At 61.5% G+C, this 21,442-nt stretch carries 10 protein-coding genes; 9 read left to right on the top strand and 1 reads right to left on the bottom strand.

The genetic code is table 11. The features are described from left to right. Window positions 1-18: 18 nt before the first annotated feature. The 7 genes from ACK4FH_RS14070 to ACK4FH_RS14040 all read left to right on the top strand — a co-directional run bounded on the left by ACK4FH_RS14070 (window position 19) and on the right by ACK4FH_RS14040 (window position 17,943). Window positions 19-3,522, top strand: a complete 3,504-nt coding sequence (locus ACK4FH_RS14070; protein WP_409814842.1) for a helicase-related protein — start codon at window positions 19-21, stop codon at window positions 3,520-3,522. After that, window positions 3,519-7,778 carry a sacsin N-terminal ATP-binding-like domain-containing protein gene (locus ACK4FH_RS14065; RefSeq protein WP_409814839.1) on the top strand — a complete coding sequence of 1,420 codons (4,260 nt, stop codon included), beginning with the start codon at window positions 3,519-3,521 and terminating at the stop codon, window positions 7,776-7,778. Before ACK4FH_RS14070 ends, ACK4FH_RS14065 begins: the two co-directional genes overlap by 4 nt. Then, window positions 7,762-10,629, top strand: a complete 2,868-nt coding sequence (locus tag ACK4FH_RS14060; RefSeq protein WP_409814835.1) for a DUF1156 domain-containing protein — start codon at window positions 7,762-7,764, stop codon at window positions 10,627-10,629. The genes ACK4FH_RS14065 and ACK4FH_RS14060 overlap by 17 nt, the downstream gene beginning before the upstream one ends. 14 nt (window positions 10,630-10,643) lie before the next feature. Further along, on the top strand, window positions 10,644-13,940 hold the full coding sequence (locus ACK4FH_RS14055; protein WP_409814833.1) for a DUF499 domain-containing protein: 3,297 nt from the start codon (window positions 10,644-10,646) through the stop codon (window positions 13,938-13,940). Then, window positions 13,941-15,320, top strand: coding sequence for a toll/interleukin-1 receptor domain-containing protein (locus ACK4FH_RS14050; protein ID WP_409814830.1), 1,380 nt, complete (start codon window positions 13,941-13,943; stop codon window positions 15,318-15,320). After that, window positions 15,317-16,873: an argonaute/piwi family protein gene (locus tag ACK4FH_RS14045; RefSeq protein WP_409814827.1), complete on the top strand. Its 1,557-nt coding sequence runs from the start codon at window positions 15,317-15,319 to the stop codon at window positions 16,871-16,873. Before ACK4FH_RS14050 ends, ACK4FH_RS14045 begins: the two co-directional genes overlap by 4 nt. Before the next feature lie 368 nt (window positions 16,874-17,241). Beyond that, window positions 17,242-17,943 carry a VIT family protein gene (locus ACK4FH_RS14040; protein WP_409814824.1) on the top strand — a complete coding sequence of 234 codons (702 nt, stop codon included), beginning with the start codon at window positions 17,242-17,244 and terminating at the stop codon, window positions 17,941-17,943. 80 nt (window positions 17,944-18,023) lie between these two features. Here the strand turns inward: ACK4FH_RS14040 and ilvD are convergent, their stop codons facing one another. Next, window positions 18,024-19,886, bottom strand: coding sequence for a dihydroxy-acid dehydratase (gene ilvD / locus ACK4FH_RS14035; RefSeq protein WP_409815331.1), 1,863 nt, complete (start codon window positions 19,884-19,886; stop codon window positions 18,024-18,026). A 245-nt stretch (window positions 19,887-20,131) separates the two neighbouring features. Here ilvD and ACK4FH_RS14030 point away from each other — a divergent pair, with 245 nt between their 5' ends. Then, window positions 20,132-20,680 (top strand): SRPBCC family protein, encoded by a 549-nt coding sequence (locus ACK4FH_RS14030; RefSeq protein WP_409814821.1) that lies wholly within the window; start codon window positions 20,132-20,134, stop codon window positions 20,678-20,680. Continuing rightward, a complete protein-coding gene (locus tag ACK4FH_RS14025) occupies window positions 20,677-21,441 on the top strand; it encodes a VOC family protein (protein WP_409814819.1) in 765 nt (254 codons plus the stop codon). Before ACK4FH_RS14030 ends, ACK4FH_RS14025 begins: the two co-directional genes overlap by 4 nt. The last annotated feature ends 1 nt before the right edge of the window (window position 21,442 follow it).

The raw sequence follows: 21,442 nt of genomic DNA, 5'->3' as shown, positions 1-21,442 counted from the left end.
GTGGGGGAGCGCCGGCTGATGATCGCCAAGCTCGAAAGCATCAAGAACGGCGCCTCCGTCCGCGGCATCGCGTCTGCGCAGCCCGTGCAGATCGTGTCCGTGGACTGGATCGGAGATCAGGCGATCAATGTCGTCTACCGCAACCACGACGGCTCGGTCGCGGAGTCTGTTCTCTACAGGGACGACGAGCATCGTCTCGAGGTCGAGCAGGACGGGCGGCCGTGGTCGTTCGACGCGGATGGTGCGTTGCTTCGATTGGTGACCGAAGCCAACCGCATCAAGCTTGCCCATTTTTTCGATCCTTATCTGGCCATCCACACCAGCCTCGTCGATCCGCTGCCTCATCAGATTTCGGCAGTCTATGGCGAGATGCTTCCGCGGCAGCCGTTGCGCTTTCTGCTCGCAGATGATCCCGGCGCCGGCAAGACGATCATGGCGGGCTTGCTGATCAAGGAACTCATCGCGCGGAGCGACCTCGAGCGTTGCCTCGTGGTCGCCCCCGGCAGCCTGGTCGAGCAGTGGCAAGATGAACTGGGTCAGAAGTTCAATCTCGAGTTCGACATCCTGACGCGGGACATGATCGAGACGTCTCGCTCGGGGAACCCGTTCAACGACCGGGATCGACTTATCGTTCGCCTCGACGTTCTGGCCCGCAACGAAGACCTGCAAGAAAAGCTCATGAGCGCCCGCGAGTGGGACCTCGTCATCTGCGACGAAGCCCACCGCATGTCGGCAACCTATTTCGGTGGCGAGGTCAAATACACGCGGCGATATCAGGTTGGTCAGAAGCTCGGCCAGGTCTGCCGGCATCTGCTGCTCATGTCGGCGACGCCGCATAACGGCAAGGAAGAGGACTTTCAGCTCTTCATGGCGCTGCTCGACGGCGACCGGTTCGAGGGGCGTTTCCGTGATGGCGTCCATTATGCCGATACGGAAGACATGATGCGGCGCCTGACGAAGGAAGAGCTGCTGAGGTTCGACGGTCGGCCGCTCTTTCCCGAGCGCCGAGCCCGCACGGTCAAATACCAGCTCTCGGAAGGCGAGGCTGCGCTCTACGCCGCCGTGACCGAATATGTGCGAACCGAGATGAACCGGGTTCAGCGGTTTGCTGAGGGAGATGGCAAGAAGCGCAATAATGTCGGATTCGCCCTGCAGATCCTGCAGCGTCGCCTCGCTTCCTCACCGGCTGCCATCTATCAGTCGCTGAAGCGTCGCCGCGAACGGCTCGAGACCGAGCTGGGCGAAGCGAGACTCGCGGCCAAGGGACGGCGTGCCGGTATCGGCGAGCCGTCGGTGAGCTCCGATGTTCTCGGCAACATCGACGAGTACGGACAGGACGAAATCGATGAGCTCGAAGAGCTGATTTCGACTGGCGCGACGACGGCGGAGACCGTCGAGCAGCTGGCTCTCGAAGTCGACACGCTCAAGGGGCTGGAGTCGATGGCGCTGGGCGTCCTGCGCTCCGGTGTCGATACGAAGTGGACCCAGCTGAACCGCATTCTCGACGACGATCTCATGATCGACGCCGCCGGAAATCGCCGGAAGCTGATCATCTTCACCGAGCCCAAGGACACGCTTCATTACCTGCTCGACAAAGTGCGCGCTCGCCTTGGGAGCCCTGAAGCCGTGGACGTCATCCATGGTGGTGTGTCGCGCGAGGAGCGGAGGAAGGTGATCGAGCGCTTCATGCAGGACAAGGACTTGCTTGTGCTCATCGCCAACGATGCGGCGGGCGAAGGCGTGAACCTCCAGCGCGGCCACTTGATGGTCAACTACGACCTTCCATGGAACCCCAACAAGATCGAGCAGCGCTTCGGCCGCATCCATCGCATCGGGCAGACCGAAGTTTGCCACCTCTGGAATCTTGTGGCGGCCGACACGCGTGAGGGCGAGGTCTACGGGCGTCTGCTCGAAAAGCTTGAGGCGGCGCGGGAGGCCTTGGGTGGGCGCGTCTATGATGTGCTCGGTGAGCTTTTCGAAGGGACCGCGCTGAAAGACCTCTTGTTCCAGGCCATCCAGTATGGCGAACAGGAGGAGGTGAGGGCGCGCTTGTTCCGCCAAGTCGATGGCGCAGTCGACCAGACGCACCTGCTGGAACTTCTGCGTCGACGCGCGCTCACAAACGACACCATGCCTCAGGCCAAGGTCGAAGAGCTGCGGCTCGAGATGGAGCGCGCCGAAGCGTTGCGCCTGCAGCCGCACCACATTCAGAGCTTCTTTGTCGAGGCATTCCAGCATCTGGGCGGCCGTTTGAAGCGCCGTGAAGAGGGCCGCTGGGAAGTCACCCACGTTCCAGTGCGGATCAGAGAGCGCGATCGCCAAATTGGCACGGGCGCGCCTATCCAAAAGCAGTACGAGCGGGTCTGCTTCGAGAAGAGCAAGATCAATCAACAGCCGGTCGCTGCGTTCATCTGCCCGGGCCATCCGCTGCTGGAGGCTGTGATCAGCCTCATCCGGGAGCAGTACGAGCAGATCATGCGCCAGGGCGCGATACTGGTGGACGAAACCGATACTGGCGACGCGCTGTCCGCTGTCTTCCTGCTGGAGCACACGGTCCAGGACGCCCGCACGACGAGCGGCGGCAAGCCGCATGTGATTTCTCAGCGCTTGCAGTTTGCCGCGATCGACAAGGCCGGGAGTGCCAGCAACGCTGGTATCGCGCCTCATCTCAATCTTCGTCCCGCTGCGCCGGAAGAGGTCAGCTTGGTGCGAGATCTCCTGGACGATGACTGGTTGACGACTGAGCTTGAGAAGACGGCAATCCGCTTCGCCACCGTGGAGCTGGCGCAAGGACACGTCGCCGAAGTCAAGGCGCGGCGCATACCCGAAATCGAGAAGGTCGAGCAGGAGGTACGTGCCCGCCTTAAGAAGGAAATTAACTACTGGGACTCGCGGGCCTTCGAGCTGAAAGAAGAAGAGAAGGCCGGCAAGAAGACGCGGCTCAGCTGGCAGAACGCCCAGCGGCGCGCCGAGGATCTGGCGGAGCGGCAGAAGCGCCGAATGGATCAGCTCGAGCGGGAGCGGTTTATCTCATCGCAGCCGCCGCGGGTGCGAGGCGGCATGGTCGTCATTCCGCGCGGGCTGCTCAAAGCCCGGCAAAATCCCACGGTACCCAATCATTTTGCCGAGGATCCGGCGGCGCGGAGAGAGATCGAGCTCGCGGCAATGCAGGCTGTGATGGCGGCGGAGCGAGCGCTGGGGCACGAACCGCTCGACGTTTCCGCCCAGAAGATTGGCTACGACATCGCCTCGCACAATCCGAAGTCCGGACACCTTCGCTTCATCGAGGTCAAGGGCCGGATCGACGGTGCGGACTCCGTGATGATCACGCGGCAGGAGATCATCACATCTTTGCATGAGCCGGAAAAGTTCATCCTCGCGGTCGTGGCCGTCAACGGCGGGTTTGCGCACGAGCCGCGATATGTGCGCGGCCCGTTGATTGAACGCGAGCCGTCCTTCCTGGAGACAGCGATCCAGTTTGACCTGCGGCGTCTGCTTGAACGTGCGGTGCCGCCATCATGAGTGCGGAGCGCCAGTCCAAGCCCGTCAGGGCTGGGCCACCGGATTACTTCCATCCGATCAGGGATGGCGCATCGAAGCGCTGGAATCAGCTTGAGGCCGACCCCGAGCTTGCCGGGCCTTGGCACCAACTGTTCAAGCAGGTGCAGAGCCCGCGCCATATCCTGTCGGAGCTGCTGCAGAATGCCGACGATGCCGGGGCGACCGAGGCGCGTGTTTCGATCGAAGACCAGCGTTTCGTGTTCGAGCACAATGGCGAAGACTTTGTCGAAGCGCACTTCGCGTCGATCTGCCGCTTCGGCTACTCGAACAAGCGCGCCCTGCACACCATCGGGTTCCGGGGGATCGGGTTCAAGAGCACGTTCAGCCTGGGCGATCGCGTCGAGCTGTTCACCCCCACATTGTCCGTCGCCTTCGAGCGGAACCGGTTCACCGAGCCACATTGGATTGACGGTGGGCGCACGACGCATGGCGTCACGCGCGTCGAAGCGGCGATCGCCAACCCACTTCTCTGCCGCGAGGTCGAGAAGAACCTCGATGACTGGCTGAAGAGTCCGGTTTCGCTGCTGTTCTTCAAGAAAATCCGCCGGCTGCAGATTGGCGAGCGCGTGGTCCACTGGCAGAGCCTCGGACCCGGCCCTGTCGCCGAGAGCGAGTGGATGTCGCTGGACGACAAGGGCGATGACGCCTTTCTGCTGGTCCGGTCGGCGGAAGAAGCGTTCCCCGCTGATGCGCTCGACGAAATCCGTAAGGAACGGATGCTCGGTGCCGAGGACGGCGGGGACTTCCCGCCCTGTCGGGTTGAGATCGTCCTGGGCGCGAAGGGCCGGCTCTATGTCGTGCTGCCAACGGGTGTTGAGACGCCGCTCCCGTTCGCCTGCAACGCTCCGTTCATCCAGGATCCCGCCCGCCTTAAGATCAAGGACCCCGAGACCTCGCCGACAAACCGCTGGTTGCTGCAACGTGCCGGCGAACTCGCGGCCAAGGCGATGGTGGAATGGCTCGAACAGACCAAGACCGGTGTTCTGGATCGAGCTGCAGCCTATGGCCTGCTGCCTGACGTTGACCGCGAGGCCAGCACGCTTGAGGGCTCTTGCGCTGGCATCGTCGAGCTGGCGTTCGCGGACGCGGTCGAGGACCGGCCGATCCTGCTGACCGATGAGGGCAGGCTGGTTGCCGCCGACGCGGCGATCGTGATCCCGCTGCCGATCTTCGATATCTGGCCAGCGGAGCAGGCGATGGCTCTCTTGGATGAGAAGTCGCGCCCCGCCTTGTGTCGGCATGTCTCGGCCTCCGACCGGACCAAGCTGGTTCACTGGAACCTGGTCGAGGAGTTTTCGAAGAGCGATCTTCTCGCGCGCCTTCGCACGAGCCACCTGCCTCGGCCGTCCACATGGCGGCATCTGCTGAACCTTTGGACTTACATCGCGCCCGAGGTGACGGGATGGCAGAGCCATCAACCGGAGCGACTCCGCATCGTTCCTGTCCAGGGCAATGAAGTGCTGTATTCGGCGTCTGAGGTGGTGCGGCTCGGGGAGAAGAAGCTGCTCCAGTCGGATGATGACTGGGAGTTTCTCGCGGGGCATCTGATCGTCCTCAATCAGAACTGGACCCGCTTTCTGGCGGAGCAACGCCGGGACAAGGGCGACGGCGATGGCCGAGCTGACCCGACCCAAGCTGCCTTTGCAGTGCTCAAGAAAATCGGCCTCGACGACACGAGTGACGTCAACGCGGTGATCGAACGGGTCGCTGCCGACTTCTTTGGAACAAGCGGCATCAAGCTGGCCGAGTGCGTGCAACTGGCCCAGATCGCGGCAAAGCTTGGTGCGACCGCGGGCGAAGCATTTCGCTATGCCTGCGCTGATCGGAAGCTTCGACAGGTCGCCACAGCGATCCTGTACGACGAAGACGGCACCTTGGAAGCCCTGTTGCCGGAGACTGCACGGCAGACGCAGCTCCTGCACCCCGATTATGTGGCCAGCTTCTCCTCCTGTTCGCGCGAGGATTGGCTGCGGTGGGTGTCGTCCGGCCGTTCGGGACTACAGACCTTCGCACCGCTGACCGCAAAGCGGACAAACGTCTATGGGCGCCAGCAGGTGGACGCCGAGGCCAAAAAACGTGGTCTGCGCGGAGCGCTCTATCACCCCTATGTGACGAGCCAGTTCGTCGTCGAGGACTGGGATGTCCCGGCCGAGTACTGGCGGCACTGGGAGGCGCTGGCGAAGTCCGACCCACGAATTTGGGCCAAGGTCGCCGGGCGAATTTTGGAGCAGCGGGACAGCTACTGGTCTCGTGCATCAAGTGCGCGCCTGTCCCAGGTCGCGACTACGGGATCGACCCGATCGCTGACGTCAGAGCCCCTGCTGGCGGACTGGTTGCTGAAGCTCAGGTCGAAGCCCTGCCTTCCCGATACGCGCGACATGATCCATGTCCCTGCCGATCTGCTCCGGAGGACGCCGGAGACGGAATCGCTCATGGATGTCGAGCCATTCGTGCACGGTCTCCTCGACCGGGAGACGACTCGGCCGCTGCTCGATCTGCTCGGCGTCCGCAGCTCGCCGAGCGGGCCAGGTCGATTGCTCGACCGGCTACGCGCGCTGGCGAAGTCGGACAAGGCGCCGGCCCATGAGGTCGAGAAATGGTATCGCCGCCTCGACCAGATGCTCGATGCCGCTTCCACGCCTGACGCCCAGAGCATCAAGGACGCGTTCAAGGCAGAGAAGCTGATCCTCGCACAGGACGGGACCTGGGTGACATCGGGCGCGGTGTTCCTGGCCGGTGACGAGGAGGATGTCCCGGGCGCCGCGGTGATCCGGGCCTCGGTGCTCGATCTCAGCCTGTGGCGGCGCGTAGGCGTCGCCGAACGGCCCTCTGCTGATCTCACGCTGCAATGGCTGGGTACGCTTGCCTCGGGCAAGGCGCTCTCGCCTGATGACGCGCGCCGTGTGCGGACACTCATGTCCCGATACCCGACCCGCATCTGGGAAGAGTGCGGGCATTGGGTAAACCTGTCCGGCGAATGGGTCGAAACCGACGCGCTCGCCTATGGGCTCAGCATGCAGAGCCTGTTCACCTACGGGCATCTCCACGACTGGGTGAAGCGCAAGACAGCCGATTTCCGGCAGCTTTCGGCCGAAACGGTGCGCAATCCGCCATTCTCGTCGCTTCAGGCATTGTCCGATCTCGTCGAGGAGCGCTTCAACCAGCCGCCCCTGTTTCCGGGTCTTGAAGACAGGCGCGCTTGGCTCACGGCCTTCGGCACGCAGCTTGCGCGGATCGAACTGGCCGACCCTGGCGAGACCGAGCGCGTGCGCACGGTGGCAGCGGCGATCGCGGCGACAAGCTGGGTCGCCGCCCCGAAGCTGGAAGTGATCCCTTATCTGGACGGCGTGCCCGCTGGCACGGCGCGGCTCACGGACATTCTCTGGCTGGACCGCAAGCTGTTCGTCAGCCCGCTGTCGAAGGCGAAGCTTGCCAAGCGCGCGCCGGAAGAGATCGGCAAGGGCCTGAGCGCCGATATTCGCGCCGCGCTGGCTTATGCGTTCGAGCGGTCGCCCGGGGACATCAAGGACTATCTCGAAGAGAACTTCACGCTCGGCCCAGAGCAGACGACGGTCGCGCCTGTGGTGGAGGTTCCGCCTGCGGCTACCCCTGTCGAAGGCAACGCGGTCGATAAGCCGGCCGAGCACTCTCAGCAGGCGGCGTCGGCAGATGGCGAGGCCGGGTCGGTGATCGACGAGGACTTGTCCGAGGACGAGGACGAGGACGAGGACGAGGATCCCACGAATCCGCCGGAACCAGAGGCGACGCACCAAGAACCCGATGGCGGGTTGTTGGAGCCGGAGACGGTCAGCCGTCCGCGCCCGCCGCAGAAGCCAGCGCGGCCCAGCGTCATCGCCCGCTTCGCGTTGGCGCTCGGCTACAAGCCCGATGGCGAGGATCGCTTCTACCATTCGGATGGCAGCTGGATCGGCCGTGCCAACGGCGCGCGTTTCCCGTGGGAGCGTCGCTCGGCAGGCGGCGAGGTGCAGCGGCATTACTATCCGAAAGAGCATTGCCTGGAACGTGAACCGCTTCAGATCGAGGCCGACGTCTGGGGCCTGCTCGACCAGAAGCCCGACGCTTACTCATTCATTCTCGTCAACCCTGAGGGTGAACCCGTCGAAATGACGGGCGCTCGCCTGCGCGCATTGCGCGATGGCGGCGAGATCACCATTCACCCCGCAACATACAGGCTCGTCTATGACCTCGACCAATAAGTACAAGAAGAAGCTCATCGAGGTCGCCATCCCGCTGGAAGCGATCAACGCGGCGTCGGCGCGGGAGAAGTCGATCCGGCACGGGCATCCGTCCACGCTGCATCTCTGGTGGGCGCGGCGGCCGCTGGCGGCGTGCCGGGCGGTGCTGTTCGCGCAGCTCGTCGATGACCCCTCGGGCTATGCAGACAAGCTGTTGGATGATCCGAAAGTCCGCCACCGGGCGGAGGCGGACCTAGCAGTCCGACTAAAAGCGTGGCGCGAGCGTAAGGTGGACGCTCAGGGGAATGTGCCGGACACGCCAGAGCCAACACTCGCGGATTGCGCGGCCGACATCGAACGCAAGCGCCTGTTCGAGATTATCGAAGAGCTGGTGCTCTGGGAGAACTCGACCAATGAGGAGGTGCTGGAGCGCGCGCGCGCTGAAATCCGGCGCAGCTGCGGCGGAGTGCTGCCGCCTGTATACGATCCATTTTCTGGCGGCGGGTCGATCCCCCTTGAAGCGCAGCGGCTTGGGCTGCCCGCCTACGGCTCTGACCTGAACCCAGTAGCCGTGATGATTGGCAAGGCGCTGATTGAGATCCCGCCCAAGTTCAAGGACATGCCCCCCATACACCCAGGCATCAAGGATCGGTCATTCTATCGCAATGCAGAGGGGCTGGCCGAGGATGTGAAGTACTACGGCGCTTGGCTGCGCGAGAAAGCCTTGGAGCGCATTGGGCATTTGTACCAGCCGATAGATATGCCCAAAGAGCATGGCGGCGGCAAAGGAACCGTTGTTGCATGGATTTGGGCGCGCACGGTCCCAAGTCCTGATCCTGCCTTCTCCAATGTAGAAGTTCCGTTGGTTCGATCTTTTCAACTCAGCGAAAGCGCGTGGGTCGAACCGATTGTTAGTGGTAAAAACTACTCGTTCCGGGTTCAGACAGGAAAGCTACCCAGCGCAAGCAAGCTGGAAGGCACCGTCAGCAGAACAGGCGGACGATGCCTCGTCTCCAATAGTGCTATGCCACTCAATTACATCCGCGAAATGGCGCGTAAGAAGGGACTTGGGCAGCGCCTTATGGCCGTAGTGGTCGAGGGTACGCGTGGCCGAGTGTTTATCTCACCAACGGATGAAGTTGAGAAAGCTGCCTTCCTCTCGCAGCCAGACTGGCGACCGGAAGAGCTGGTAACCACTCCGTCTCATGAGGTCGATCGACTGCCCATGTATGGGATGGCAACGTGGGGGGCTGCCTTTACGGATCGTCAGGCGACGGCCCTCACAACATTCGTTGATGTAGCGAAAGATTTGAAGGCGCAGATCATCAAGGACCTTGGTGATCAAAATTCCTTGGAATCAGTGGATCCCGTTGAATACGCCAACGCCATACGCGTCTATCTTTCTTGTGCGATAGATCGGTGTGCAGACGCATGGAGCACAATTGCAACTTGGTCAACAAGTGGGTTCATACGGTTTACCTTTGCGCGTCAGGCAATTGCTATGACGTGGGACTTTGCTGAATGTAATGTATTCAGTTCTTCAACCGGAAATTTCAGTGGTGCCGTTGAATGGGTGGTCAAATCACTTTCCGAGCTTCCTGCCATTGGGGCCGGCAACATTAAGCAGGCAGATGCACGATTTGCTGCATTGCCGTCAGGAAGCTGTCTTTCGACAGATCCGCCATATTATGACAATATCGGATATGCTGATCTGTCAGATTATTTTTATGTATGGTTGAAGAGGTCTGTTGGGGATATTTACCCGGAGGTATTTTCGACCATCACAGTGCCGAAAACCGATGAGTTGGTGGCGATGCCGCATCGCCATAAAAATCGGCGTGCAGCTGAAGACTACTTTTTGAGCGGCATGACGGAAGCGTTTAATAACATATCCGCACAGCTCGACCATGCACTGCCTGCGACGATTTACTATGCATTTAAGCAGAGTGAGGTTTCGGAAGAAGGTCTAACGTCGACCGGCTGGGCAACCTTCCTCGAGGCGGTTATTTCATCGGGGCTTTCAGTAGTCGGCACTTGGCCTGTTCGTACTGAGCGGGCAGGCCGGACAATTAGTGTAGGCACGAACGCACTCGCGACGTCAGTCGTCCTGGTATGCCGCAAGAAGGAGGCATCGGCTGAGATCATCACCCGTGCAGAATTCATCCGCGCCCTAAAGCGCGAGCTTCCCCCGGCAATTGCCGAGCTTCAGGCCGCCAACATTGCTCCGGCTGACATGCCGCAATCAGCCATCGGCCCCGGCATGGGTGTCTTTTCGCGCTACAAGGCTGTGCTGGAATCCGACGACAGTCCAATGAGCGTAAAAACCGCGCTTCAGCTCATCAACCGCGAGCTCGACGAATATCTCGGCGGCATCCAGGGCGAGTTTGATGGCGACACGCGGTTCGCGATCACCTGGTTCGAACAGCATGGCATGGCAAATGGCGAGTACGGTACGGCCGACAGCCTAGCCCGTGCGCGAGGCATCTCAGTCGAGAGCGTGAAGCACGCCGGGATAATCGAGAGCGCTGCCGGCAAGGTGCGCATCCTGGCACGCGATGAACTCGACGATGATTGGGAGCCCGAAGCCGACGGTCACCTCACGGTGTGGGAATGCCTACAGCATCTCGTTCGCAAGTACGAGAAGGACGGTATCTCGCACGAGACTGCTGTTCTGCTGAAAAAGATCGACGCGAAGGCGGAAGCCGTGAAGGACCTTGCCTACTGCCTCTACGACATCAGCGCCAACAAGCGGAAGGATGCGAAAGAGGCCACGGCCTACAACGCCCTGATCGCCGACTGGACGGAGCTGACGCGGCAGGCAGCAGCAATCCACGACACGGGCGGGGATCGTCAGATCCGCCTGGATATCTGAGGGGGAACGGGACAGTGGCCAAGAGCACGCGCCAATATGTTTTCGAGGGCATGGAGCTGCTGCCCGCAGCCCTCATTCCGTTCGTCGAGAAGCGGCTGGAAAGCTCCTTGAAGGGGCATTGGCAGGTCCAGGTGCTGGAAAAGCTGCCCAGCCTGCGCCCGAACAGCAACGGCGAGGTTGGCTGGGACCAGGCCGCGCTGTTCAACGCGATGGACCGCTTCTGGAACGACGCCTTCCGCGCCGTTCTCGGCCGGGCGGAGCGGTCCTGGGTGAACGAGCTGAGCGACGTTCGCAACAAGCTATCGCACAACGAGACCTTCACCTACGACGACGCTGAGCGCGCGCTCGATTCCATGCGCCGTCTGATGGAGGCGATCAGCGCCGGCGAGACTGCCGAGCAGCTCTCGAAGATGCGCGACACCATCTTGCGGACGAAGTTCACCGAGCTTCAGCGTAATGAGGAGCGGCGCAAGACCCAGCGTCTTGAAATCTCCGTTGAGACAGTGGCGGGCTTGCTGCCGTGGCGCGAGGTGGTCGAGCCGCACCAGGATGTCGCCACCGGCGAATTCCAGCAGGCCGAGTTCGCGGCCGACCTCGCCAAGGTGCATTCGGGCAGCGCGCCCGCCGAATATCGCGACCCGCGCCAGTTCTACAGCCGCACTTATCTGACCGAGGGGCTGAGTGCGCTGCTGATCGGGGCCGCCAAGCGGCTGTCGGGCAGCGGCGGCGATCCGGTCGTCGAACTGCAAACCAACTTCGGCGGCGGCAAGACGCACTCGATGCTGGCCCTCTACCACATGGCGGGGCCGACGCCGGTTCAGGACCTGTCGGGTCTCGATCAGCTGCTCGAGAAGCACGAACTGACCGTGCCCAAGAACATCAAGCGCGCGGTGCTGGTTGGCACCTCACGCGGGCCGCAGGACGTCCTCAATGCCGAGGGCGGTCGCAAGATCCGGACGACCTGGGGTGAACTGGCGTGGCAGCTCGGCGGCGCCGAAGCTTTCGACATGGTTGCGGAGAATGATGCCAATGGCATCGCGCCAGGCTCGCACCTGCTCGAGACGATCTTCAAGAAGTACGCCCCATGCCTGATCCTAATCGACGAGTGGGTGGCCTATCTGCGGCAGATTTATCGTGTCGAAGGGCTGCCGTCGGGTTCGTTCGATGCGAACCTGTCGTTCGTCCAGTCGCTCACCGAAGCGGTCAAGGCGAGCCCCGGAACACTGCTGGTCGCATCCTTGCCGGCGTCGCAGATCGAGGTCGGCGGCGAGGGCGGCCAAGAGGCGCTCGCGCGTCTCAAACAGACCTTCAGTCGTGTCGAATCCTCATGGCGACCGGCCAGCCAGGAAGAGAGCTATGAGATTGTACGGCGGCGGCTGTTCAAGGAGATCTCCGGCGACAAGTTCCATCATCGGGACAACACGCTGAAGCAGTTCGCCAAGCTCTATCGCGAAAACGCCAACGACTTCCCGCAGGGCTGCGCCGACGAGGATTACCGGCGCAAGCTGGAGAAGGCCTATCCGATCCATCCCGAGCTGTTCGACCAGCTCTATACGAGCTGGGGTTCGCTGGAGAAGTTCCAGCGCACGCGCGGCGTGCTGCGCCTGATGGCGCAGGCGATCCACGAGCTCTGGATGAACGGCGACCCGTCGGTGATGATCATGCCAGGCAGCGTTGCGGTGAGTTCGCCGCGCGTTGAGCCAGAGCTGCTTCACTATCTCGATGTGACCTGGCAGTCGATCATCGCCGGTGATGTGGATGGCACCGCGTCGACGCCCTACAAGATCGATCAGTCGGCCCCCAACCTGAACCGATATTCTGCGACGCGGCGCGTGGCGCGCGCGATCTTCATGGGCACGGCACCGACACACCAGCAACAGAACACCGGTCTGGACGACAAGCAGATCAACCTCGGCGTCGTGCAGCCGGGCGAGCGGCCCGCGATCTTCGGCGACGCGCTGCGGCGGCTGACCAACCAGGCCAAGTTCATGCACGCCGATCTCGGGCGCTACTGGTACTCGATGTCGGCGAGCCTCAACCGCATCGCGGCCGACAAGGCAGCACAGATCGAGACCGCGCTCGTCCTGATGACGATCGACACCGAGCTGAGCAAGTATGTGAACAGCCTCGCTGATCGTGGGCACTTCGATGCTGTGCAGGTGGCGCCGGCCTCGTCTGCAGAAGTGCCGGACGAAGCTGGAGGCGTGCGGGCAGTCGTGCTTGGCGTCGCGCATCCGCACAATGGCCGCGAGGGTTCCGAGGCGTTGGTCGAAGCCAAGGACATCCTGATGCAGCGTGGCAGCACGCCGCGCGTCTATCGCAACATGCTGGTCTTCATCGCCGCGGATTCCCGCCAGCTCGACAATCTGAAAGACGCCGTGCGAGCGTCACTCGCCTGGGGCGAGATCGTCCGCGACACCGAGCGGCTCAACCTGACGCAGAGCGACAGCGCGCTGGCCAAGGCCAAGCTGGCTGAATCAAACGAGACGATGAAGACACGCCTGAAAGAGGCATGGTGCTATCTTCACTATCCTGCGCAGGAGAGCGCACAAGCCGATGTCGAATGGGTCTCGGGCAAGATCCCGGCTCAGGACGGGCTGCTGGCGCGGGCCAGCAAGAAGCTCGTGGCCGAAGAAGGGTTGCTCACGGAACTGGGCCCGACGCGCCTCGATCGCGACCTCCAGAAGTACATCTGGAACGGCAAGCCGCATCTCTCGCTCAAGGATCTGCGGGAGTATCTCAATCGCTACATCTATCTGCCACGCCTGAAGAACCAGGAGGTTCTGATCAAGGCCGTGCAGGCCTCCGTAAGCGGGATGATCCCGGGGCCCTTCGCTTATGCCGAGCGATGGGACGAGAAGTCGGACATCTATCTCGGCCTTGCCATCGAGCGCGCCGCAAACGCGGCAGTCGTGATCGACAGCGACAGTGTCATTGTTAAGCCTGCTGTGGCCGAGACCCATCGACCGGCTCCGGTGCAGCCTGGTAGTGGCGGGGGTACGCAAGGCCCAGGCGAGAAGTCGCCGGATACAGGGTCACAGCCAGACGGCGGTACGCCCCAGCCTCCACCTGCTGAGAGGAAGCCAACTCGCTTCACCGGCAGCGTGATGATCTCTTCGGAAAGACCAGCCCGCGAAATCCATCAGATTGTCGAAGCGATCGTCGAGCAGCTCACGACGATCCCGGGGAGTTCGGTGAAGCTGAAGCTAGAGATCGACGCCGAAGTTCCATCGGGGCTCGACCGGGCGAAGGTGCGGACGTTGGTAGAAAACGCCAATACGCTCGGGTTCATCGACAAGGCGGTCGAGTAAATGAGCAGGGGCGGGCCTGTTGAACGCGACCTGATTTTCATTTCCAAGGCGACGCCTGGTGATGACCAGTTCGTGTTGTGGCTCGCGCCGCGGCTCGAAGCCGCCGGCTACAACGTCTTTGCAGACATCTTCGATCTTGATGCCGGAGACGAATGGCGCGGCAAGCTTACTGCGGCGCTTCAGACTCGTGCGTTCAAGATGCTGTTGTGCTGTAGCGACGAGACGCTCGCCAGAAAGGGTGTTCGCGAGGAGATCGCCATCGCGGAAGACCTGACGAAACAACTCCAGGATCCCAACTTCATCATTCCGTTGAAGATGCGCGCCTTCCAAAAGCTCTTCGGCATCGGCGGCCTGCAGTATGTCGACTTCGAGAGCGGATGGGCGAAGGGGCTGGAAAGCTTGCTCAAATCGCTCCAAAGGCAGCATGTGCCCAAGGCTGGCGGCGGCATCATTCAGCCCGAATGGTACGCTCATCTGCGTCGGCGCGCAGTCGAGATCGAGGCGGTTCCCGAGGTCCTGACGTCCAATTGGCTCCGGATATTAAGGATGCCGGACAAGCTTAATCACCTGGTGCCTAACAATCGTGCCAATGAGGCGTTGCTGCGTAAGCTCGGCGCGTCCTTCGAATACCCGATGGCCGAATTCGGCGCCGGCTTCCTGACTTTCGCCAGCCCAATGGACCTGACGGAACATTTCGAGCGGGTGGGGCCGTTTCACGCCGAGCGTGACTTCGACGTTCTCGATCTACTCGAGAACGGGTCAACGGACGTGGGGATCGACAGCCGCGATGCCCGGTCGATCATGATGAATCTCTTGCGCCAGGCATGGGAGAAGCATTGCGCCCGCCAAGGGCTTCTTGCACATTCGTTCTCAAGCGGACTGTCCTTTCACGTTGGCGACAAAAGATTGGGCCTCAAGAAGCGCGTCTCATGGGGGCGCCAGGGTCAGAGCCGCAATTCAATGCTACGCGGTGTCGCCCGCAAGAAGATCTGGGAATACGGTGTAAGCGTCATTCCCAGCCTCTTCCCTTACCCTCATATGCGGCTCAAGGGCCGTGTGCTGTTCTCTGACATCGGCGAGCACAACAAGCCGATCGCTATTCCAGACCCCAAGACTCAGTTTCGCCTTCGACGTTCGATCTGTTCAGCTTGGCGGAACAAGGCTTGGCATGGGCGTGTGATGGCCTTCATGGAGCTGTTGGCTGGCGACAGTCCGTATGTCGACCTTGCCGTCGGCTCGGGCGGCAGCATCACTCTCGATGCGATGCCGATCCAGTTCACAGCACCTGTGACCGCGCGCCAGACCAACAGACTGGGCGAGGATGCGGAAGAAGCCGATCCCACAACGTTAGGCGGCCACTTCGAGGAGGAGGACGCTTGATCGAATTTTCCGAGAAATCCGTTCCGGTTCTCTACATTCCGGAACCACCACTGGGGTTTGGGCACGGGCAGGCTTCGGATCACCCGAAGGACGGCCTTACGCTTTACGGGCCTGCGTCAAAGCCTGATCGTCCGCAGATTACGATAGGTGCGGTTGGTACAAAACATGGCCTAGACCTCCTGTGCCGCTGGCTCGATGCAATCAGCAATCCCGTCGCAATTCCGCCTCGGGGTCAGCGCGACAAAGAGTTCCGGCTTCATCTTTCTGATTTTCCTGGTCTCGAGGAAGCCTTCGGCATCCGCGCCAATCCCGGCGCTATGATTAAATGCGAGATTGATCCTGCGGATATCCGTGCTGCGATTGCGATCGAGAACCATCACGAGGCGGTGGCCACCACAACTAAGCTGTTCATCGACCCTATTGAACGCCACGCGAAAAATGAGGAGCGGACGGTAGACGTTTGGATCTTCGTTGTGCCGGAAATTGTCTTCGAAACCTGCCGCCCAGTTGCGGGTCAGCGCCGTAAGATCGAGCTTCTCAAGGGGGAATTGTCCCGGCGCCAGAAAGGGCGCGTCGACCTTCCGCTACTGGCCGGTGTTATTGATGACACGCTTGAAGCAGTGTTCGATGACATTCCCGACTTCCACCGGCAGGTCAAAGCGAAGCTTTTGAAGCTGGGCATGACATCTCAGCTTATTCGCGAGACAACCCTTGCCCCTGAAGAGTTCGTGAACAAGGCAGGATATCCGAAACGTGGCACTCAGGATTCCGCCACCGTCGCTTGGAATCTGGCCACAGGCCTGTTCTACAAAACGCAGGCGGAACCCCCGTGGAAGATCGCCCGTATGCGGCCAGGCGTCTGCTACGTCGGCTTGGTGTTTAAGCTCCTTCCCAATCACGCTGACAATCACGCCTGCTGTGCGGCGCAGATGTTCCTGAGCGAAGGAGACGGGGTCGTCTTTCGCGGGGCGAACGGGCCGTGGCAGACTGAAAACAGAGAGTTTCACCTCAGCGATCTGGCGGCCGAAAACCTGATCAAGACGGTTCTGGATACCTACAAGCAACGCTTCGGAACTTATCCAAAAGAGCTGTTCATTCACGGGCGAACCAAGTTCAACGACGCGGAATGGGAGGCCTTTAGCAAAGCCGCGCCCGACGGCACCAATATCGTAGGCGTGCGTATCCAATCGACTCATGGCGAGACCAAGCTCTTCCGCGATGGCGATTATCCGTGCCTGCGCGGCACGGCGATCCAGCTCGGAGACAAAGACGCTTATCTTTGGACCACAGGGTATGCGCCACGTATCGATACCTATATCGGTCCCGAGACGCCGAACCCGTTGTTCGTGACAGTGCTCCGCGCGAGCGGTGACTATCCTTCTATCGAGACGGTGCTGGCAGACATACTGGGTCTCACGAAAATCAATTACAACGCCTGCAATTTCAGCGACGGGTTGCCGGTCACCATTCGTTTCGCGGACAAGGTCGGCGAAGTGCTAACTATGGGCAGCGCTACGGGAGCAGAGCGACAGCCGTTCAAGTTCTACGTTTAGGGGCGTCGGACGTGCGCTGGCCACCTTTACCGTTCCCGGGCTACTCGATCCGAAGACTGAGTCCTGCTATGGAGAACTGACGGTATTTTTGGGCGGCCGCCGGAGTTACGCTGGGCAGGCAAGAAAACGGGTCTGTGGGGCGATTGACCTCGATAGATGCCGGAACCGCGAAAATATTTTTTCTGGCAGTTTTCTCAATGAAATCAAAAGCGTAGCATTTTGACGGCCTCACAGTCGGAGAATGACCGTCAGATCGGGTACTTACCATCGATTTTTCAAACACTTATGGGGGACTCAGACAATCGAGTGGGAGTGAGCCCAGGTCTGGCACTTGCGTAAGCGTCTAACCCGTCTTTGGGGACAAGGTCATGCCACGCAATCTCAGTCACCGTGAAAGTCACCTCGTATCCCGTGTCGGCTGGTTGCGCGCTGCCGTTCTTGGCGCGAATGACGGCATCGTGTCGACCGCAAGCCTCATCGTGGGTGTCGCTGCCGCTTCCGCCACGCAGTCCGGTGTTCTGATTGCAGGCACAGCCGGTCTCGTTGCAGGCGCCATGTCGATGGCGGCAGGCGAATATGTCTCGGTTAGCTCCCAATCCGATACCGAGGCCGCCGATCTCGCGCGTGAGCGCGGGGAACTTGAGACTCAGCCAGCCTTCGAGCGGGAAGAGCTTGCGAACATCTATGTTGCGCGCGGTCTCACGCCCGAGCTTGCATATCAGGTTGCCGATCAGTTGATGGCGAAGGATGCGCTCGCGGCCCATGCGCGCGACGAGCTCGGGATCACCGAAATCAGCGCCGCCCGTCCCATTCAGGCAGCATTCGTGTCGGCCTCAACATTTTCCGCGGGCGCTGCGCTGCCGCTCGCAATGGCATCGATCCTCCCTATGGCCTTTCTCGTGGAGGGCGTCTCTCTGGCTTCGCTTGCATTTCTTGCGGCGCTCGGTGTGGTTGGTGCACGCGCTGGCGGCGCCAATGTCTGGAAGGCGGCTGCGCGTGTCACCTTCTGGGGCGCGCTTGCCATGGCGGCGACGGCTGCTATCGGTGCCCTGTTCGGCACGGTTATCTGAACATCCGGGCCCGCGCATTGCGCAAAAAAGAAACGGCAGGGTCTCCCCTGCCGTTTTGCTTTTCCAAATCCCAAATGCCGTCAGTGCAGCCCTGACGCCTTGTCGATGGCGTCCTTGTCGCGCACCGCGCCCTTGGCGGCGCTGGTCACGAAGGCGGCATAGGTTTTGAGCGCGGTGGAGACGGCGCGCTTGCGCGGCTTTGCCGGTTTCCAGCCCTTGGCGTCCTGCTCGGCGCGGCGCGCGGCAAGTTCTTCGTCGCTCACCTTGAGATGGATGCCGCGTCCCGGCACGTCGATCTCGATCATGTCGCCCTCGCGCACAAGGCCGATGGCGCCGCCTTCCGCCGCTTCCGGCGAGGCATGGCCGATGGAAAGGCCCGATGTGCCGCCCGAGAAGCGTCCGTCGGTCACAAGCGCACATTTCGCGCCGAGGCCCTTCGATTTCAGATACGAGGTCGGGTAGAGCATTTCCTGCATGCCCGGCCCGCCGCGCGGTCCCTCGTAGCGGATGACGACGACATCGCCCGCCTTCACGCGATTGGTCAGGATCGCGCTCACCGCATCGTCCTGGCTCTCGAAAACGCGGGCCGGTCCCTCGAACTTCAGAATGCTCTCGTCGACGCCAGCCGTCTTCACGATGCAGCCATCGAGAGCGATATTGCCATAAAGCACGGCAAGGCCGCCATCCTTCGAGAAGGCGTGTTCGACACTGCGGATCACGCCACCCTTGCGGTCGGTATCGAGGCTTTCCCATTTCCGGTTCTGGCTGAAGGCCGTCTGCGTCGGCACGCCGCCGGGCGCGGCAAGGAAAAGCGCCTTCGCCGCCTCGCTCGCCGTGCTCCGCTTGATGTCCCACTCATTGAGTGCACCGCCAATCGTCGGCGCATGAACGGTCGGCAGCCCGGCGTGGAGCAGCCCACCCCGGTCCAGTTCGCCGAGGATCGACATGATGCCGCCTGCCCGGTGCACATCTTCCATGTGAACATCGGCCTTCGAAGGCGCGACCTTGCAGAGCACCGGCACACGCCGCGACAGACGGTCGATATCGCTCATGGTGAAGTCGATCCCGCCTTCATGCGCCGCCGCAAGGATGTGCAGCACCGTGTTGGTCGAGCCGCCCATCGCAATGTCGAGCGACATGGCGTTCTCGAAGGCTTGCTTCGAGGCGACATTGCGCGGCAGCACCGACTGGTCGTCCTGCTCGTAATATCGCTTTGCAAGCCCGACGATCCGCCGCCCGGCTTCGAGGAAAAGCTGCTCGCGCGCCGCATGGGTCGCCAGCGTCGAGCCATTGCCCGGCAGGCTGAGGCCGAGTGCTTCGGTCAGACAGTTCATCGAGTTCGCGGTGAACATGCCTGAGCACGAACCGCAGGTCGGGCAGGCCGAGCGTTCGATGGTCTGCACTTCCTCGTCCGTATAGGAGTCGTCCGCCGCCGCGACCATTGCATCCACGAGGTCGAGTGCCTTTGTCTCATCGCGCAGCACCACCTTGCCGGCTTCCATCGGCCCGCCGGACACGAAGATCGCCGGTATGTTGAGCCGCATCGCCGCATTCAGCATGCCCGGTGTAATCTTGTCGCAATTCGAGATACAGACCATCGCGTCCGCGCAATGCGCATTGACCATGTATTCCACGGAATCCGCGATGATCTCGCGCGAGGGCAGCGAATAGAGCATGCCGTCATGGCCCATCGCGATCCCGTCATCGACGGCGATCGTGTTGAACTCCTTGGCAACGCCGCCTGCCTTCTCGATTTCGCGCGCGACAAGCTGGCCAAGATCCTTCAGATGCACATGCCCCGGCACGAATTGCGTGAAGGAATTTACCACCGCGATGATAGGCTTCCCGAAATCGCCATCCTTCATGCCCGTGGCGCGCCACAGGCCGCGGGCGCCGGCCATGTTGCGGCCATGCGTCGTTGTGCGTGAGCGGTAAGTGCCCATAATGATCCCGTCCTTCAGTGCTTGCGCCGGTCGATCCGGCATCAGGGAGAATAAACTTTCTCCCCCGGCGCGTCGAATACTCGCCAAGGACATAGCCTTTCAGGCCGCGGGATTGAAGAGGGCATGTAGCCACATTCGGTATCGGGTTAATGGCACTGGCGCGCTTGCGGCGCCGATTCCGCTTTGACATCGGTTATTTATGTTGATATCAACTTATATTTCCTTTCTCCGGTTACAGGTGTCTCGTGCTGAAATTCTTTCTCTATGCGGGCCTCGTGCTCGTCCTGCTCGTCGTCGCGCTGCTGGCGCTCGCCAGCCGCAAGCCTGATCATTTCCGTGTCGAGCGCAGCGTGCTCGTCGACGCATCGCCCGAACGCATCTATCCGCTGGTCGAGGATTTTCGCCTCTGGCTTCGCTGGTCGCCTTATGAGACGCGCGATCCTGAAATGGCCCGTATCTATAGCGGGGCGGAAAAGGGGGCCGGCGCCGTCTATGAGTGGGATGGCGACCGCAGCATCGGTAGCGGCAGCATGGAAATCCTGGAAGCGGAAGCCCCCTCGCGCCTCGTCATCGCGCTTCATTTCCGCGCGCCGATGCAGGCAGACCACACGGCCATCTTCACATTTGTCCCGGAGGGCAATGCCACCCGCGTCACATGGGCAATGGAAGGCAAGTCCGGCCTCATCGCCAGGGTTTTCCATCTCTTCTTCGACATGGACAAGATGGTCGGTGCCGATTTCGAAACGGGTCTCGCGGGTCTGAAAGCCGAAGCCGAGAGGGAGCTTGCACAATGACAGCGCCAAACACATTCCTCTGGTACGAATTGATGACGACGGATACCGCCGCCTCAGGCGACTTCTATTCGCATGTCATCGGCTGGAAGCTCGAATCCGTCGATGACAGCCCTGAGCCCTACACGCGTTTTCTTATCGGGGATGCGGGCGTCGGCGGCATGATGTCCATTCCGCCCGATCAATGCGACCGGATGAAGCCTGGCTGGATCGGCTATATCGGCGTCGATGATGTGGACCTCTATGCCGCCCGTGTCGCAAATGCAGGCGGCGTCGTGCTGCGCGCGCCGGAGGACATTCCGGGCATCCTGCGTTTTGCCGTCGTGGCGGATCCCGCTGGCGCCGCTTTCATCATATTCAAAGGCGAGGGCGGGCCGATGAACCTGCCGCCGATAGGCACACCGGGCACGACGGGCTGGCACGAACTGTATGGCGGCGAGGTCGATACCACCTTCGCTTTCTATTCCGGTCTCTTCGGCTGGACGAAGGGTCAGGCGATGGATATGGGCGAAATGGGCATCTATCAGCTCTTCGCCGCAGGCGGCGAGGCTGTAGGTGCCATGATGCGCAAGCCCGCCGAAGTGCCGTCGCCGGTCTGGAACTTTTATTTCTGCGTCGACGATATCGACGCCGCTGTTACGCGCATCGGCGAGAAGGGCGGCACCGTTCTCATGGGTCCGCATCAGGTGCCGGGCGATGGCTGGATCGTTATGGGGCTTGATCCGCTGGGCGCATCCTTCGCCCTTGTCGGTGCGCGGAACTGAG

Source organism: Parvibaculum sp. (genome assembly GCF_046297875.1).
In the GTDB taxonomy this organism is placed as follows: Bacteria; Pseudomonadota; Alphaproteobacteria; order Parvibaculales; family Parvibaculaceae; genus Parvibaculum.
This window is presented reverse-complemented; position numbering and strand designations above follow the sequence as displayed.